The 16,274-nt window shown below is 59.7% G+C and carries 18 protein-coding genes; 8 read left to right on the top strand and 10 right to left on the bottom strand.

Translation table 11 applies throughout. The features are described 5' to 3' along the window. Positions 1–17: 17 nt before the first annotated feature. Positions 18–1,610: a sensor histidine kinase gene (locus BVU99_RS24500; RefSeq protein WP_099816892.1), complete on the bottom strand. Its 1,593-nt coding sequence runs from the start codon at positions 1,608–1,610 to the stop codon at positions 18–20. A 326-nt stretch (positions 1,611–1,936) separates the two neighbouring features. Here BVU99_RS24500 and BVU99_RS24495 point away from each other — a divergent pair, with 326 nt between their 5' ends. After that, a complete protein-coding gene (locus BVU99_RS24495; RefSeq protein ID WP_049205223.1) occupies positions 1,937–3,292 on the top strand; it encodes a 2-hydroxycarboxylate transporter family protein in 1,356 nt (451 codons plus the stop codon). A 98-nt stretch (positions 3,293–3,390) separates the two neighbouring features. Here BVU99_RS24495 and BVU99_RS24490 read toward each other — a convergent pair whose 3' ends face one another. Beyond that, positions 3,391–4,362, bottom strand: a complete 972-nt coding sequence (locus tag BVU99_RS24490) for a patatin-like phospholipase family protein (RefSeq protein WP_025303993.1) — start codon at positions 4,360–4,362, stop codon at positions 3,391–3,393. A 206-nt stretch (positions 4,363–4,568) separates the two neighbouring features. On the opposite strand from BVU99_RS24490, the gene BVU99_RS24485 reads away from it, so the two are divergent. The 5 genes from BVU99_RS24485 to BVU99_RS24465 all read left to right on the top strand — a co-directional run bounded on the left by BVU99_RS24485 (position 4,569) and on the right by BVU99_RS24465 (position 7,318). Continuing rightward, positions 4,569–5,513 (top strand): MBL fold metallo-hydrolase, encoded by a 945-nt coding sequence (locus BVU99_RS24485; protein ID WP_025303992.1) that lies wholly within the window; start codon positions 4,569–4,571, stop codon positions 5,511–5,513. 153 nt (positions 5,514–5,666) lie between these two features. Further along, complete coding sequence (locus tag BVU99_RS24480) at positions 5,667–6,407, top strand: SDR family oxidoreductase (RefSeq protein ID WP_049205218.1); 741 nt, start codon at positions 5,667–5,669, stop codon at positions 6,405–6,407. 64 nt (positions 6,408–6,471) lie between these two features. Further along, the gene (locus BVU99_RS24475) at positions 6,472–6,666 is read left to right on the top strand and encodes a DUF1289 domain-containing protein (protein WP_049205216.1); all 195 of its coding nucleotides are present in this window, start codon (positions 6,472–6,474) and stop codon (positions 6,664–6,666) included. Between the two features lie 77 nt (positions 6,667–6,743). Beyond that, positions 6,744–7,031, top strand: coding sequence for a ribbon-helix-helix protein, CopG family (locus BVU99_RS24470; RefSeq protein ID WP_038872812.1), 288 nt, complete (start codon positions 6,744–6,746; stop codon positions 7,029–7,031). Then, positions 7,031–7,318 (top strand): type II toxin-antitoxin system RelE/ParE family toxin, encoded by a 288-nt coding sequence (locus BVU99_RS24465; protein WP_060434297.1) that lies wholly within the window; start codon positions 7,031–7,033, stop codon positions 7,316–7,318. Before BVU99_RS24470 ends, BVU99_RS24465 begins: the two co-directional genes overlap by 1 nt. Before the next feature lie 43 nt (positions 7,319–7,361). Here BVU99_RS24465 and nrdF read toward each other — a convergent pair whose 3' ends face one another. The 5 genes from nrdF to BVU99_RS24440 all read right to left on the bottom strand — a co-directional run bounded on the left by nrdF (position 7,362) and on the right by BVU99_RS24440 (position 11,816). Continuing rightward, positions 7,362–8,333 carry a class 1b ribonucleoside-diphosphate reductase subunit beta gene (gene nrdF / locus BVU99_RS24460; protein ID WP_033639549.1) on the bottom strand — a complete coding sequence of 324 codons (972 nt, stop codon included), beginning with the start codon at positions 8,331–8,333 and terminating at the stop codon, positions 7,362–7,364. An 8-nt stretch (positions 8,334–8,341) separates the two neighbouring features. Then, entirely contained in the window at positions 8,342–10,486 is a 2,145-nt protein-coding gene (gene nrdE / locus BVU99_RS24455) for a class 1b ribonucleoside-diphosphate reductase subunit alpha (RefSeq protein ID WP_099816891.1), read from the bottom strand. Next, entirely contained in the window at positions 10,468–10,872 is a 405-nt protein-coding gene (gene nrdI / locus BVU99_RS24450; RefSeq protein WP_004928930.1) for a class Ib ribonucleoside-diphosphate reductase assembly flavoprotein NrdI, read from the bottom strand. Before nrdI ends, nrdE begins: the two co-directional genes overlap by 19 nt. Before the next feature lie 9 nt (positions 10,873–10,881). Then, complete coding sequence (nrdH, locus tag BVU99_RS24445; protein WP_004928934.1) at positions 10,882–11,112, bottom strand: glutaredoxin-like protein NrdH; 231 nt, start codon at positions 11,110–11,112, stop codon at positions 10,882–10,884. Positions 11,113–11,384: 272 nt separating this feature from the next. Beyond that, positions 11,385–11,816 carry a carboxymuconolactone decarboxylase family protein gene (locus tag BVU99_RS24440; protein WP_099816890.1) on the bottom strand — a complete coding sequence of 144 codons (432 nt, stop codon included), beginning with the start codon at positions 11,814–11,816 and terminating at the stop codon, positions 11,385–11,387. Between the two features lie 95 nt (positions 11,817–11,911). Between BVU99_RS24440 and BVU99_RS24435 the strand changes: the two genes are divergently transcribed. Continuing rightward, entirely contained in the window at positions 11,912–13,336 is a 1,425-nt protein-coding gene (locus tag BVU99_RS24435; RefSeq protein ID WP_043138379.1) for a PLP-dependent aminotransferase family protein, read from the top strand. A gap of 67 nt (positions 13,337–13,403) precedes the next feature. On the opposite strand, the gene BVU99_RS24430 is transcribed toward BVU99_RS24435, so the two are convergent. Then, the gene (locus BVU99_RS24430) at positions 13,404–13,712 is read right to left on the bottom strand and encodes a YqjD family protein (RefSeq protein ID WP_004928950.1); all 309 of its coding nucleotides are present in this window, start codon (positions 13,710–13,712) and stop codon (positions 13,404–13,406) included. A gap of 229 nt (positions 13,713–13,941) precedes the next feature. Between BVU99_RS24430 and asr the strand changes: the two genes are divergently transcribed. Beyond that, positions 13,942–14,292: an acid resistance repetitive basic protein Asr gene (asr, locus tag BVU99_RS24425; RefSeq protein WP_004928953.1), complete on the top strand. Its 351-nt coding sequence runs from the start codon at positions 13,942–13,944 to the stop codon at positions 14,290–14,292. Positions 14,293–14,487: 195 nt separating this feature from the next. On the opposite strand, the gene BVU99_RS24420 is transcribed toward asr, so the two are convergent. Beyond that, positions 14,488–14,868: a DUF4440 domain-containing protein gene (locus BVU99_RS24420; protein ID WP_043138374.1), complete on the bottom strand. Its 381-nt coding sequence runs from the start codon at positions 14,866–14,868 to the stop codon at positions 14,488–14,490. Further along, complete coding sequence (locus tag BVU99_RS24415) at positions 14,865–16,247, bottom strand: MFS transporter (protein WP_099816888.1); 1,383 nt, start codon at positions 16,245–16,247, stop codon at positions 14,865–14,867. Before BVU99_RS24415 ends, BVU99_RS24420 begins: the two co-directional genes overlap by 4 nt. Positions 16,248–16,274 lie beyond the last annotated feature (27 nt).

Genomic DNA, 16,274 nt, shown 5'->3' with positions numbered 1-16,274 from the left:
AAATCGGGTTATGGGTTTTATTTAGGGATAAATATAGAGAATATCGCGCCGTGCGGCTCGTTGTCCGACACTTCTATGCTGCCATGCGCCTGCGCCACGTGGCTGGCGACCAGATGCAGGCCGATGCCGTGGTCGCTTTTATCCGCTTTGGTGGTGACGCCCTGTTCAAACAGCGTATCACGAATCTCCTCAGCGATGCCGGTACCGCGATCCGCCACCTCGATCACCAGCTCGTCGCTACCGTCGCTGATATAGAGTTCGATCGCATCGTGCGGCGCCGGGCGGTGCAGCGTCGCCTCCACCGCATTATCCAGCAGGTTGCCGACGATCGACATCAGTTCGGTCTCATTCAGCGCCGCCGGGATCTGCCGCAGCTGGCAGGCCGGATCGAAGCGCAGCTCGATGCCTTTTTCTCTGGCGCTGGAATATTTGCCCAGCAGCAGGCCGCACAGCGCCGCCGAACTGAAGCGCTGCGAGATGAAATCGAGGATCTCCTGCGCGCCCTCCGACTGGGCTTCCACATAGCGAATAGCCTCGTCGTAGCGCTGCATATGCAACAGCCCGGCCAGCGTGGCGGTCCAGTTCAGCTGCTCGTGGCGCATGATGCGCAGGTTGTCGGCATAGCGTTTCACCTGGCTGAGCTGGCTGCTCAGGGTATTGATGTCGTTCTTGTCGCGGAAGCTGATCACCCAGCCTTGCAGCTCCTGCTCCTGCATGATGCGCACCCGGCTGGCGATCACCCGCACGTGGTTGAAGCGGCACACCTCGTCGTGCGTATCCAGGCCCAGTTGCGCGGCGGCGAAGAAGTCCGGCTGCGCCTGGATCACGTCGCCGATTGGTCGGCCCAGCAAGCTGGCGGCGGGCTGGTGTAGATCCAATAGCTCGCGCGCCGCATGGTTGATGGTGATGATCCGCAATTGCGGATCGATGGCGATCACGCCCTCATAAATGGCTTCCAGCAGCGCTTTTTGCTGGCGCACCAGCAGCGCGATCTCTTTCGGTTCCAGCCAGAACATCTGGCGCTTAAGATTTTTCGACAGCAGCCAGGAAAAAACGAACAGGGCAATCAGCAGCAGCACGATAGAGCCGATAATTTGCGTCAACGTCCTGGCATTTAAATTATCGATATGCGATTTCAAATAACCGACGGAAACGATGCCGATCACCTGATTATTTTCATCCAGGATCGGCGCCTTGCTGCGTAATGATACGCCGATGCCGCCCTTGCGAATGGAAATAATGCTTTTCCCTTCCAGCACCTCTTTATTATCGCCGCCGATCATCGGTGTGCCCAGGCGGCCTTCGTATTCGGAATGATAAAGATGGCGGGCATGATTATCGCCGATGACGATATAGCTGGCGTCGCTGCTGGCGCGGATTTTTTTCATCAACGCAGCGATCCTGGCGGCGTCGTTGTTTTCCACCGCGTCCACCAGCGAAGGGATAAGGGCGATTTCCCGCGCCTGCACCTGGGCGCGGGCGCCGAGATCGCGGTGCAGTTGCGCATCCAACTGGTAATAGGTATAGGCGCCGATACAGGTCAGCAGCAGGCAGGAGAAGGCCACCAGGCACAGAAACAGTTTGATTTGAAATGAGAGTTTGAGGCGCATGGTGGAGCTTCACCGTAAAGAGATCCTGAAGCCTTACCCTATCACGATAAGCGGGGTCTGTAATATTGCGCTCGATCAACTTGTGATCCCTCACACGGGATTAGAGTGAACCGGACGAGAATTGTTCGCCTGCGATAAAATTAATAAGCTTTAAAATAAAAACGTTATTAACACCATTAAAACCGCGTTGGTTTTTACATAATCTTAATTAACCCCATAGAAACCATAACCACCATTAAAAACCCTTTTTAACTTTGAACATAATCACAGCAGATAATCCGTGCGCTTCTCTATGATGGCTGAACAAACTAATAAGAGGCCAGATTATGAGCACAACAGATGATTCTTACCTCGTAGCCAAAGACAAGACCGCTGATATTCCTCTGCGTGAGAAATGGTGGCGGATACTGGACAATTATAAAGTAGGGATTATTCCGTTACCGTTCTTTATTCTGGCCGGCGTATTGATTCTGCTCGACTGCCTGGAAGGCAAGTTGCCGAGCGATATCGTGGTGATGGTGGCCACCCTGGCGTTCTTCGGCTTCGCCTGCGGCGAATTCGGCAAGCGCCTGCCGCTGATCGGCAAAATGGGCGCGGCGGCAATCTGCGCCACCTTCATTCCTTCCGCGCTGGTGCACTATGGCCTGCTGCCGGACGTGGTGGTGGAATCGACCACCAAGTTCTACAAATCGACCAACATTCTGTACCTCTACATCTGCTGCATCATCGTCGGCAGCATCATGAGCATGAACCGCCAGGTGCTGATCCAGGGCTTCCTGCGCATCTTCATCCCCATGCTGTGCGGCGAGATCGTCGGCATGCTGGTGGGGATGGGCGTTGGCATGGCGCTGGGCCTGGAACCGTTCCAGATCTTCTTCTTCCTGATCCTGCCGATCATGGCCGGCGGCGTAGGTGAAGGGGCGATCCCGCTGTCGATGGGCTACGCGGCGATCCTACACATGGAACAGGGCGTGGCGCTGGGGCGCATTCTGCCTATCGTGATGCTCGGCAGCCTGACCGCTATCGTCATCGCCGGCCTGCTTAACCAGCTGGGCAAGCGTTATCCGCACCTGACCGGCGAAGGCAGCCTGATGCCGAGCAAGCAGGGCGACAGCGACATGAGCGCGGTGGAAAAAATCAGCGGCAAGGTGGACGTCAGCACCATCGCCTGCGGCGCGCTGTTGGCCATTCTGCTGTATATGGTGGGCATGCTGCTGCACCGTCTGATCGGCCTGCCGGCGCCGGTGGGCATGCTGTTCGCCGCCGTGGCGGTGAAGCTGGCGCACGGGGTATCGCCACGCATTCAGGAAGGCTCGCAGGTGGTGTACAAATTCTTCCGCACCGCCGTGACTTATCCGATCCTGTTCGCGGTCGGGGTGGCTATCACGCCGTGGCAGGAGCTGGTGGACGCGTTCACCGTACAGAATCTGATCGTGATCGTCACCACCGTCAGCGCGCTGGTGGCGACCGGTTTCTTCGTCGGCAAGAAAATCGGCATGCACCCTATCGACGTGGCGATTGTCTCCTGCTGCCAGAGCGGGCAGGGCGGCACCGGCGACGTCGCGATCCTCACCGCCGGCAACCGCATGTCGTTGATGCCGTTCGCCCAGATCGCAACCCGTATCGGCGGCGCTATCAACGTTTCGCTGTCGCTGCTGGTGTTGGCCAAGTTCTTCGTATAACTCCTATAAATCCTTAGCGTTACTTTGCCTTTCCCCGCCCCCGCGGGGATTTTTTTTGCCCGCGCGCCGGCCTGACGTGCGGGCGGGGATAATACCGGTTACGCTGCCTGTTTCATGGCGGCGTCATACCACGCGAAGTAGCGCTCTACGCCGCGACGGCCGGATTCGATCAGCGCGCGTTTCTTCTCCTCGCTGATGCCGAACTCCAGCGTGCCGACGTCGAGCGTATCGACATACACGGTGCGCTTCCAGTCATCGCTGTCCAGATGCACCTTGGTTTGGATGTCCAGCATCACGTTGGCCACCGCCAGGGTGAAATCAAACAGGTTGTTGACCGGCGTGCGCGGGCCGGCCTGACCGGCGGCCTGGGCGATTTCGCCGGCGGAGTCGAGGCGAAGGCCCAGGGTGCGGGTGTTGATGCGTTGGCTGGAGGCGTCGATGTAAGGCGGCGTGGCGGAGAAGTCATAGTCGAACAGTCGCACCGGGTAGTTGTCGATCATGCCGCCGTCGATGCACAGGTCGCCCAGAGTATTGTTCTTCGCCACGAAGGCGAAGGGGAACGACATCGAAATGCGCAGGCCGTCCGCCACTTTCATGCGCGGCGTGGTACGGTGAGAATAAACCTCTCGCTGGCCGCTGTTGAGGTTGGCGCCGATAAAGTAAATCGACTTGAACCCTTTCGCCGCCTTCATCGCTTCGAACTGCTCGAAGGTGATATCCGGGTTGCCGGTATACTGCTTGATAATATCGCGTGACCATTGATAGAAATAATCGCCGGGCGCGATGCCGTATTGATTAAACAGGCGATAGGCATCCTGGATCGTACCGAAAAAGCCGCCGTTATAATCGAGGAATTTTTTAAAATCCATCGCCGACAGAATCTTGGTGACGTCCGCCGAGCTGCAGCCCAGGCCGACCAGCAGCGCGGCGATGGCGCCCGCCGAGGCGCCGGAGGTTTGCTTGATCTGCGGCATGATGCCTTTGGCTTCCAGCAATTCCAGCGCGCCGCCATAGGCGATGCCTTTTACGCCGCCGCCTTCAAAGACCAGGTTTTCGAATTGGTAGTTCATGATATTTCCTCACTCGTGGTTTAGGGAGTAAGAAAAATAACGAAGTGGCGAGCGAGAAAATATTGATTGGGGTTGTGTGAGTCGGCAAACAAAATTATTCACAATAAATATATTGTTCATATATTTATCAAAGGCATTTATTAAACAGGCGCATCGGGATTTTTGCGTCAATACTTAGCGCTGTTCAATTCTCGCAAGGAGTCATCATGTTCTGGAAACGTTGTCTGCTGGGCGCGGCGCTGGCCGTTATGTCATTACAGGCCGGGGCCGCCGCGCCGCAGGCTAAAACCCCGACGCCGGGATTTTATCGCATCATGCTGGGCAGTTTTGAAGTGACCGCGTTGTCCGACGGCATCATTCGTTTGCCGGCGGACAAGCTGTTGCTAAACACCACGCCGCAGCAGATCGCCGCCGGGTTGGCCGAGCGGCATCAAAGCCTGCCGGTGGTCACCTCGGTCAATGCCTATCTGATCAATACCGGCGATAAGCTGGTGATGATCGACAGCGGCGCCGGCCAACTGCTGGGCGACGGCCTGGGCAAGCTGGTGGATAACCTGCGCGCGGCGGGTTACCAGCCGGAGCAGGTGGATGAGATCTACCTGACCCACATGCACCCGGACCATCTCGGCGGCCTGACGCACGACGGCAAGGCGGTATTCCCCAATGCGGTGGTGCGCGCCGCCAGCCAGGACGCGGACTTCTGGCTAAGCGCGGACAAACTGAAACAGGCTAGCGCGGGCAGTAAAAGCAACTTCGAACGGGCTCAGGCGGCGATCAAGCCGTATCAGGCGACCGGTCACTTTAAGCCGTTCAGCGGCGACGGTGAGCTTTCCCCGGGCATTGCCGCCTTTGCCGCCCACGGCCATACGCCGGGGCATAGCGTGTATCAGGTGACCAGCCAGGGCCAGAAGCTGTTGCTGTTGGGGGATCTTATCCACGTGGCAGCGGTGCAGTTGCCGCATCCGAAGGTGGCTATCAGCTTTGATAATGACGCCAAGGCGGCGGTCGCTCAGCGGCTGCGGATATTTGGCGACAGCGCGCGGCAGAGCGAGCTGGTGGGGGGCGCACACCTGTCGTTCCCGGGGTTGGGGTATCTGAACCGTCAGGGCGACGGTTACACCTGGGTGCCATTGAACTACGGCGCGCTGTAAGGGAGATGGCCGCCCAACGGGCGGCCATCGTAAGCGCCTTGGGGACATTGTTCGATAATTTGGGATGATGATGCCAGAGAATCGGGGCTTATTCGCCGTGATAAAGAGTGCATGATTAACGTTACCCTCGTCGTTTTCTTTAAGGATCTCCCGATGAATCAGAAAACTCCCTCCGTCGCCATCGTCACCGGCGCATCGCGCGGTATCGGCGCCGCCATCGCCGAGCGCCTGGCCGCCGATGGCTTTGCCGTCATCATCAACTATTCGGGCAACCCGGCGCCGGCCTATGAACTGGTGGGCAAGATAGAACAGCGCGGCGGCCGCGCCTTGAGCATCAAGGCCGACGTCAGCGATGCGGCTGCGGTTGCCCAGCTGTTCGACAGCGCCGAACAGGCGTTTGGCGGCGTCGACGTTCTGGTCAATAACGCCGGGGTGATCGCGCTAGCGCCGGTGGCGGACATGCATGATGAAGACGTGGATCGCCTGCTCGACATCAACCTGAAAGGCAGCTTCAATGCGATGCGCGAGGCGGCGAAGCGCCTGCGCGACAACGGCCGCATCATCAACTTCTCTTCCAGCGTGGTGGGGTTGCTGCAGCCGGGTTACGGTATGTATGCCGCCAGTAAGGCGGCGATCGAAGCGCTGACCAGCGTGCTGGCGAAAGAGCTGCGCGGCCGCAATATCACGGTGAACGCTGTCGCGCCGGGGCCGACCGCCACCGGCTTGTTCCTCGACGGTAAAACCCCGGAGCTTATCGAGCGGCTGGCGAAGATGGCGCCGCTGGAGCGTCTGGGCACGCCGGAAGATATTGCCGCGGCGGTGGCGTTCCTTGCCGGGGCTGACGGCGGCTGGATCAACGGACAAACCCTGCGCGCCAACGGCGGCATCATCTGATTGACGACGCGCCGCCGCAGGATCGGGTATCCTGTGGCGGAACTCATCACATCAAGGGCAGCGTATGGCGGGCGACAATCAGCAATTCCAGCACGGCGTGAGATCGCCCTGCGTCAGCCTGTGCCGCATCGACGACGAAACCCAGCAGTGCCGGGGATGCCGGCGCACGCGGGCGGAAATTGCCGCCTGGCCGACCGCCAGCGACGCGGAGAAACGCGCTATTTGGCGGCAGCTTGAGCTGCGTCAATCGGTGAAATAATCCTCTGCATTATTGCGCTGTCAGACTTCATGTAGCACAATTGAGCTACATGTGATTGACCGACGTTGGGAGCGATTATGTCGACGACGACCATCCGTATTCCAGATGAGCTTAAAGCCCGAGTCGCTGCCGTCGCCGAGCAGGCTGGCGTGACGTCTCACAGCTTTATTTTGCAGGCAATAGCGGAGAAAACGCAGCAAGAAGAGTTGCGCCGCGACTTTGAGAATGAAGCGGAAAAACGCTATGCCAAGATAATTGCGACGGGAGAGACGGTCTCTTGGAAAGAGATGCGCGGTTATTTGGAAAATTACGCAGCCGGTAACACTGACGCTGTTAAACCTCCGGTAAAAAAATTGGGGCGCTGATGGCAAACGTCGAGTTGGCGCCAGAGGTCAGGGATGATATCGAACGTATTCTCGCTCATTTGGTTCAGTATGGTGCCGCGGATCCAGGGCGGCGCATTCAGGAAATCATCCAGGCGATTGCGGTATTGGAACATAATCCATTGATCGGACGAGCCCTTGGCTCAGGGCTGCGTGAATTGATTATTGGGCAGCAAGTTCGCGGTTATTTGGCGCTCTACAAATATATCCCTGATATCGATACGGCGTTTGTTCTGGCGATCCGTAGTCAGAAAGAACAAGGGTATTGAATGCACGATACCGGCCTGAAAGACCGGTATCGCTGTCATGTTCTCAGAAGTCCCAGTCCTCATCCTCGGTGTTGACCGCCTTGCCGATGACGTAGGACGAACCTGACCCGGAGAAGAAGTCGTGGTTTTCGTCGGCGTTTGGCGACAGCGCCGACAGGATCGCCGGGTTGACCTCCGCCATCGCCGGTGGGAACAGCGCTTCATACCCCAGGTTCATCAGCGCCTTGTTGGCGTTGTAGTGCAGGAAGGTCTTCACGTCTTCCGTCCAGCCGACGCCGTCGTACAGCTCCTCGGTGTAGCGCACCTCGTTGTCGTACAGGTCCTGCATCAGATCGAAGGCGAAATTTTTCACCTGTTGGCGCCGTGCGGCGTCCACTTTCTCCAGCCCTTTCTGGAACTTATAGCCGATATAGTAGCCGTGCACCGCCTCGTCGCGAATGATCAGGCGGATCAGATCGGCGGTGTTGGTCAGCTTGGCGCGGCTGGACCAGTACATCGGCAGGTAAAAGCCCGAATAGAACAGGAACGACTCGAGGAACACGCTGGCGACCTTTTTCAGCAGCGGATCGTCGCTGCGGTAGTGCGCCAGAATGATGCCGGCTTTCTTCTGCAGCGCGCGGTTTTCCTCGCTCCAGCGATAGGCGTCATCCACGTCCGGCGTTTGACACAGGGTAGAGAAGATTGAGCTGTAAGAGCGGGCGTGCACCGCCTCCATAAAGCTGATGTTGGAGTACACCGCCTCTTCGTGCGGCGTCAGCGCATCGGCGATCAGGGCCGGCGCGCCGACGGTGTTCTGGATGGTGTCCAGCAGCGTCAGCCCGGTAAACACCCGAATGGTTAGCTGCTGCTCCTTCGGCGTCAGCGTGGCCCAGGACGGGATATCGTTGGACAGCGGCACCTTCTCCGGCAGCCAGAAGTTGGAGGTCAGGCGGTTCCACACCTCCAGATCCTTGTCGTCTTCGATAATGTTCCAGTTGATGGCGCGCACCAGCGGCGCCGATGTTACGGTCGTCATAAGTTGCCTCACAGCGCGCAGGACACGCAGCCCTGCACCTCGGTGCCTTCCAGCGCCATCTGGCGCAGGCGGATGTAGTAAATGGTCTTGATGCCTTTGCGCCAGGCGTAGATCTGCGCGCGGTTGATGTCGCGGGTGGTGGCGGTATCGCGGAAGAACAACGTCAGCGACAGCCCCTGATCGACGTGTTGCGTTGCGGCGGCATAGGTATCGATGATTTTTTGCGGGCCAATCTCGTAGGCATCCTGGTAATACGCCAGGTTGTCGTTGGTCATGTACGGCGCCGGGTAGTAAACGCGGCCGATCTTGCCTTCCTTGCGGATCTCGATACGCGAGACGATCGGATGGATGCTGGAGGTGGCGTTGTTGATGTACGAGATGGAACCGGTCGGCGGCACCGCCTGTAGGTTCTGATTGTACAGCCCGTGCATCATCACCGACTGGCGCAGCGCGCGCCACTCGTCGCGGCCCGGAATGGCGATGCCGGCGGCGGCGAACAGCTCGCGCACCCGCTCAGTCTGCGGCAGCCAGTCGCGCTCGGTGTACTTGTCGAAGTACTCGCCGCTGGCATAGCGCGAGTGCTCAAAGCCGTCGAACGCGCCGCCGCGTTCGATCGCCAGCCGGTTCGAGGCGCGGATGGCGTGATAGGCCACGGTATAGAAATAGAGGTTGGTGAAGTCGATGCCTTCTTCCGAGCCGTAGAAAATGCGCTCGCGCGCCAGGTAACCGTGCAGATTCATCTGGCCCAGGCCGATGGCGCGGGCGCTGCGGTTGCCCTCGGCGATCGACGGCACCGAGCGGATATCGCTCATGTCGGCCACCGCGGTCAGCGCGCGGATCGCGGTCTCGATCGCCTTGCCGAAGTCCGGCGCGTCCATGGTTTTGGCGATGTTCAGCGAGCCGAGGTTGCAGGAGATGTCCTTGCCGATGCGATCGTAGCTCAGATCTTCGTGATACGTACTGGCGCGGTTGACCTGCAGGATCTCCGAACACAGGTTGCTCATGTTGATGCGCCCGGCGATCGGGTTCTCCCGGTTGACCGTGTCCTCGAACATCACGTAGGGGTAACCGGATTCGAACTGGATCTCCGCCAGCACCTGGAAGAACTCGCGCGCGTTGATGCGCGACTTGCGGATACGCTTGTCGTCCACCATCTCGCGGTATTTTTCACTGACGCTGATTTCAGACAGCGGCGTGCCATACACCCGTTCGACGTCGTAGGGCGAGAACAGGTACATCTCTTCGTTGTTCTTCGCCAGCTCGAAGGTAATATCCGGGATCACTACCCCCAGCGACAGCGTCTTGATGCGGATCTTCTCGTCGGCGTTTTCCCGCTTGGTGTCGAGAAAACGCAGGATATCCGGGTGGTGGGCGTTGAGATACACCGCGCCGGCCCCCTGGCGCGCGCCGAGCTGGTTGGCGTAGGAGAAGGCGTCTTCGAGCATTTTCATGATCGGAATGACGCCGGAGGACTGGTTCTCGATGCGTTTGATCGGCGCGCCCACTTCGCGAATATTGCTCAGCATGAAGGCCACGCCGCCGCCGCGTTTCGACAGCTGCAGCGCGGAGTTCACCGCCCGGCCGATCGATTCCATATTGTCTTCGATGCGCAGCAGGAAGCAGGAGACCAGCTCACCGCGCTGGCGTTTGCCGCAGTTGAGGAAAGTCGGCGTGGCCGGCTGGAAGCGGCCCGAAATCATCTCCTCCACCAGATCCTGCGCCAGGGCGGTGTCGCCCGCCGCCAGCGTCAGCGCCACCATGCACACCCGGTCTTCGTAGCGTTCCAGATAGCGCTTGCCGTCGAAGGTTTTGAGTGTATAGCTGGTGTAGTACTTGAAGGCGCCGAGGAAGGTCTCGAAGCGGAATTTCTTGGCGTAGGCCTGCTGGAACAGCTGCTTGATAAACGGGAATTCATACTGCGCCAGCACCTGCGGCTCGTAGTAGCCTTCCTCCACCAGATAGCGCAGCTTTTCCTCCAGGTTATGGAAGAACACGGTGTTTTGGTTGACGTGCTGCAGGAAGTAGTGCCGCGCTGCCAGCCGATCTTTATCGAACTGGATCCGGCCTTCCGTATCGTAAAGATTGAGCATCGCGTTGAGCGAATGGTAATCCAGCGCGCCCGTCTCGGGCCTGGTCAGTTCTGTCGTTGCCAAAATGCGGTTACTCCCTGTCTAACGTTTTCAACGTCTTGCGTCGTGCCGAGCAGCTCGAAGCGGTACAAAAAAGGCACCTGGCATTTTTTGGCGATGATGTCGCCGGCGATGCCGTACGCTGCGCCGAAGTTGGTGTTCCCAGCGGCGATGACGCCGCGCAGGTATGAACGGTTTTGCGGAACGTTGAGAAAGCGGATCACCTGGATCGGCACCGCGCCGACGGCGCTGCCGCCGCCATAGCTGGGTACGATCAAGATATAGGGTTGTTCCATCAGCAATTTGCTGCGGGCGCCGGCGATCGGAATGCGGATCGCCGGCAGGCCCAGTTTCTCAACGAACCGATGGGTGTTCTCCGAACTGCTGGAGAAATAGACCAGCGGATTCATCGTCGAGCCTCAGCAGGTGAGCGCCAGCGCGCCGATTTTGTCCGGCCGGAAACCGGACCAGTGGTCGTCACCGGCGATAATCACCGGAACCTGCTGATAACCTAAGGATTTAACGTGGTTCAGCGCCTGCTGATCCTGGGTGAGGTCGATCACCTGATAATCAATCCCCTGTTTATCAAATGCGCGATAAGTGGCGTTGCACTGGACACAGTCCGGCTTACTGTAAATAATAATGCTCATGATTCGCATTTACCTTTAGGCTGAAGGAAAGGCGGGCAAGTCAGATAACGGAGCATCGTTCCTGGCGTTTCTGACGGCGTTATCAACCGAACGACATTCCCTGCGGCTGACTCATAAAATACTATATGTAGATATTTGTTTTATCAACCACGCTATATATGGTGTTTTGTGGGGTTGGGTGCGCAGGCCGCGCTGGGGCTGGAAAAGGCGAGGGAAAAATTTTTTGCGGGTGAGAAATTCCCCCTCTCAGTGAAGAGGGGGAGTCGAGCGCATTACTGACGCATGCTGACGGCCAGACGATTAAAGGCGTTCATGATGCTGATGGCGAAAGTCAGATCGGCGATCTCGGTATCGCTGAAGTGCGCTTTCAGCGCCTCGAAAGCGCTGTCCGGCGCGCCGGTGGCGGCGATCAGCGTCACTGACTCGGCCCATTCCAGCGCGACGCGCTCGCGCTCGCTGAATTCATGGCTGACGCGCCAGCCCGCCAGCGTATCCAGCTTGGCATGGCTGAAGCCGCTTTCACGCAGCGCTTTGCCGTGCATGTCCAGGCAGTAGGCGCAGCCGTTGATCTGCGAAACGCGCATAAACATCAACTCGATGGTCGCCTTGTCCAGGGCGCCTTTCTCCAGCGCCATCAGCGCGCCCACCATATTTTTGTACGGGGTGGGCGCCAGCTCGGCATAGTTCAAACGTTGCTTAATCATGGTCAACCTCAATCGGTAGTAACGAAATCATGGCGCTACTTTAGCGGCCTTATGGTCTATGCTATAGGGCCATAAAATGATTATTTAACCGGGCCATAATGCCAACTTTCCTGACCTCGCTGCGGCTGGACAGCCGGCTCGCCGAGCCGCTGTACCGGCAGATTTACCAGCGGATTAAAGACGCCATTACCCAGGGCAGCCTGGCGGCAGGCGGCCGGTTGCCCTCAGTGCGCGGGTTGGCGAGCGATCTGGGCGTGGCGCGCGCTACGGTGGAAAGCGCCTACGCGCAACTTATTGCCGAAGGTTTCTTGCAGAGCCGCGGGCAGGCGGGCACCTATGTCTCGCCGCAGCTGCCACACATGCCGCCGGGCGCGGTCCCCGCTGCGCCACCGCTGGCGGCAATGGCGCCCGATCCGCTGCAGCCGCAAGGCATGCTGCAGCCTTTCCAGCTGGGGGTACCGGCGCTGGACGCGTTTCCACGGGCGCTGTGGCAGCGCATTGTCGCCCGCCAGCTGCGCGGTTCCACGGTGGCTTCTCTGGCGCTGCCGCCGGCCGGCGGCCTGCCTGAACTGCGTGAGGCGATCGCCCATTACCTGCATTTGTCGCGCGGCATCAGCTGTCGGCCGGAGCAAATTTTCCTCTGTGCCGGTTATCCGGCGTTGTTGGACTGGGTGGCGGAGACGCTGTTACATGCCGGCGACGCGGTATGGATCGAAGATCCCGGCTATCCGGTCACGCGTCCGCTGCTGCAGGCCGCCGGCGTCAGGCCGGTCGCCGTGCCGGTGGATGAACAGGGCATGGACGTGGCCGCCGGTATTCTGACGGCGCCTGAGGCGCGGCTGGCGGTGGTGACGCCGACCCATCAAAGCCCGCTCGGCATCTCGCTCAGCCTGGCGCGGCGCATGGCGCTGCTCGACTGGGCGCAGCAGCGCGGGGCCTGGATCCTCGAGGATGACTACGACAGCGAGTTTCGCTATCACGGGCGGCCGCTGCCGCCGCTGAAAAGCCTCGATGTTCAGGGTCGGGTGCTGTACGCCGGCACCTTCAGCAAAACGCTGTTCCCGGCGCTGCGCATGGCTTATCTGGTGGTGCCCGTCGGTCTGACGGAAACATTCGCGCGCAGCAGCCGGCTGCGTGGCTGCGGTTGCCCGCCGCTGCTGCAGGCCGGCGTGGCGGATTTTATCCGGCAAGGGCATTTCTATCGCCACCTGAAACGCATGCGGCCGTTGTACCGCCAGCGGCGCGAGTGGCTGACGCAGGCGTTGGAGCGGCAGCTGGGGGCGTGGCTGACGACGGTGCCGCAACAGGGCGGCATTCAGCTGTTGGCCCGGCTGCGCGACGGCTTGGCGGATGCGCCGTTGGCGGCGCAAGCCTGGCAGCAGGGGCTGGCGGTGCAGGCGTTGTCGGACTGGCGAATCGACCATCCGGTGGGGCAAGGGTTACTGCTGGGGTTCGCCAATTTCAGCCGGCGAGAGGAGGCGGAGCGGGCGGTACAGGGGCTGGCGCAGCTGTTTCGCTAAAATTAAACGGCCCGCGATTTCCGCGGGCCAGACGCACATCTGTTTTATCTTTATGACTGCAGGGGTGTTAACGCCGGGCCAGCAGCACGCCGAGCACGATGCCGACGGCGGCACCGATCCCTACGCCCTGCCAAGGTTTGTCACGCACATAGCTGTCGGCTTGATCGACGGCGTCGCGCGCATGCTGTGTCAGACTGGTGGAGCCGTTGAATCGCGCCCGAGCGTCGCGCAGCACGCCTTTCGCCTTGCTGTGCAGCTCTTTCAGTTCCTCTTTGGTCTTGTCACCGGACTCGCGCAACACTTCATCCAGCGTATCGGCCAACAGAGTGACGTCCTGATCGATATCGCGTTCTGTTCTTTCCGCTTTCTTAAACATTCAGCTCTCCATTTCGACACATGTCTTTTAAGTGTAGACCATGCCGAGATTTGTGTGGCCGATCACGGAAAAAAACCGCCGTCACGCAGGTGTTTGCCGGCGCTTGGGCTTTGTACATTTGGTTACTCGGCGAAACCAATCACTCACGGAAACGGCGGTTTGATTCCACTAGTATCTGTTTCAACGGCTCCACCGGGGCTTACCGAAACAACACTCTGAGGATTTAAAGATGAAAAAAGTATTAGCGCTGATCGTTGCTGCCACTATGGGTCTGTCTTCTGTTGCTTTCGCTGCTGATACCGCAGCTACTGCTCCGGCTACCACCACCGCGCCAGCTGCGACCACCACTACCGCTGCGCCAGCGGCTGCTGCTGAAAAAGCGCCAGCTAAAGCAACGCATCACAAGAAAGCTAAGCACCACAAAAAAGCGCCAGCCCAGAAAGCTCAGGCCGCTAAAAAGCACCACAAAAAAGCACCAGCTCAGAAAGCCCAGGCTGCTAAAAAACACCACAAAAAAGCGCCAGTGCAGAAAGCTCAGGCCGCTAAAAAACACCACAAAAAAGCCGGTAAAAAAGCTTAATTAAGTGATGGTTGCGGAACCGGAAGGTTCCGCACTCTCCAGCCCGTATTCCAGACACCCGGTTCTTCCGGGTGTCTTCTTTTGAGGCGACGAACGATGATCCATCGCTATCTGTTTGAAGTCATTTTCAGCGCGGTAACCCTGTGTGGGGTGATCGTCGGTTGGGAATTGTTTTTGGCCGGCAGCTTCCTGTGATCATTGCGCTGCGGCAGTTTCGTGCAAATGCCGCCAGCCGAGCGCGTCGGGCAGGCGTTCAAACACCACCGTGGAGTAGCGCAGCGTGGCGCTTTGTCCCGGCAGACTCTGTTTTTCCCGGTAGCTGACTACCGCGCCCGTCGGCCATTCGGCCACCAGCTTCATCTCTTCTATCTCGATTTCCAATCCCGGTTTGGCGGCGCGATGCGCGCGGAAAAAAGCGCACAGCGCGGTGAAATCCAGCGGCGCGCCGTTCAGCGCGATCATGCTGAATTCCGGCGTAAAGCGCGCCAGCAGCGCTTGCTCTTCTCCGGCGCCTTTGCCCAGCCAGCGTTCAATGGCGATGTGGGCGTCGATCACTTCGGTAAAATACGGGTTCATAAAGCATCCTGTTGAGCGTTGAGTTGGCGCACGATGGCGCGGTTGGCGAGGCGCAGGCACAGCAACAGCGGGATAAATACGCTGGCGCCCGCCAGAATGAAGCAGGTTCGGTAGGCCGCCGCGGGCGGCAACACGGCCAGCAGCAGATTCAGCAGCAGGCTGAGCAGCGCCACGCCGAGGCAAAAACTGAGCTGGCGGTTGATGTTCCACAGCGCGCTGGCGTCCGCCAATTGGCCGTCGGGGATCTGCAGGAACGCGCTGCTCTGTGCGGTGCTGCTGCACAGGCTGCCGCCAAACCCCATCAGGGCGAAGGCGGCAATCTGCAACGCGTGCTGCCCGGCCAGGTCGATCTGCGCCAGCGTCAGCATGCCGGCGCCTTGCAACAGACAGCCGGCGATCAGCAGCGGCCGCGGGCCGAGGCGGTTAAAGCTTTTGCCGGTCAGCGTGATGGCCAGGAACGACGCCAGCGCCCAGGGCAGCATCAGGCCGCCGACCTGTGCGGCGGGCATCCCCAGCTGGTTTTGCAAATACAGCATCGCCACCAGGCTGACGCCGATGAACAGGCCGGGAATGCACAAATAAACCGCCATGGCGTTGCGCAGCAGCGGATCGGCGACCAGCCGCAGGTTCAGCAGCGGCTGCGGGGTACGCAGGCTATGGCGCAGATAATAGGCCAGCACCAGCAGACCGGTGGCCAGCAGCGCCGCGCCGGAAACCTGATGGCCGGCTTCGCTCAGCCGGGTCAGGCCGAGCAGCAGCAGCGTCAGCGCCGCGCAGGCGCTCAGTAATCCTGTCGCGTCGAGCGGTTTGCGCGCCGCCGTCGGCGTTTCCGCACGCAGCCACAGCGCCGCCAGCGCCAGTGCCAGGGCCGCCAGCGGCAGGTTGGCGAAAAACACCCAGCGCCAGTCCAGGCTATCGACGAGCCAGCCGCCCAGCGCCGGTGACAGCGCCGGCGCCAGCAGCCCCACCAACATGATGGCGGCCGACAGCCCGGCGCGTTCATGGCTGCGGTACAGCTGATAGGTCAGCGTTTGGCCGATGGGGATCAGCAAGCCGCCGCCCATGCCCTGCAGGGTGCGCCAGCCGATCAGCGCGCCGATGCTGTCGGCGTTGCCCGCGCCGAGGGTGGCCAGCATGAACAACGCCAGCGACAGCAGAAACACCCGCCGTCCGCCGATGCGCTGCGCCAGCCAGGCGCTGAGCGGGATCACCAGCGTCAGGCCGAGAATATAGCCGTTGCTGACCCACGCCAGTTGGCTGACCGACGCCCGCATCGCCTGGCCGATGGCGGGGTAGGCGACGTTGGCGATAAACATATTGATCAGATCGACGAAAAAGCCGAGCAGATAGACGATTGCCACTTTGCTGCGATAAGACATGGTGCCTCCGGTTGAAGGCGAGCAGTG

This window comes from Serratia sp. OLAL2, assembly GCF_002752475.1.
Classification (GTDB): Bacteria; Pseudomonadota; Gammaproteobacteria; order Enterobacterales; family Enterobacteriaceae; genus Serratia; species Serratia bockelmannii.
The sequence above is the reverse complement of the archived record's forward strand: the minus strand, read 5'-3'. Positions and strand labels throughout refer to the sequence as shown.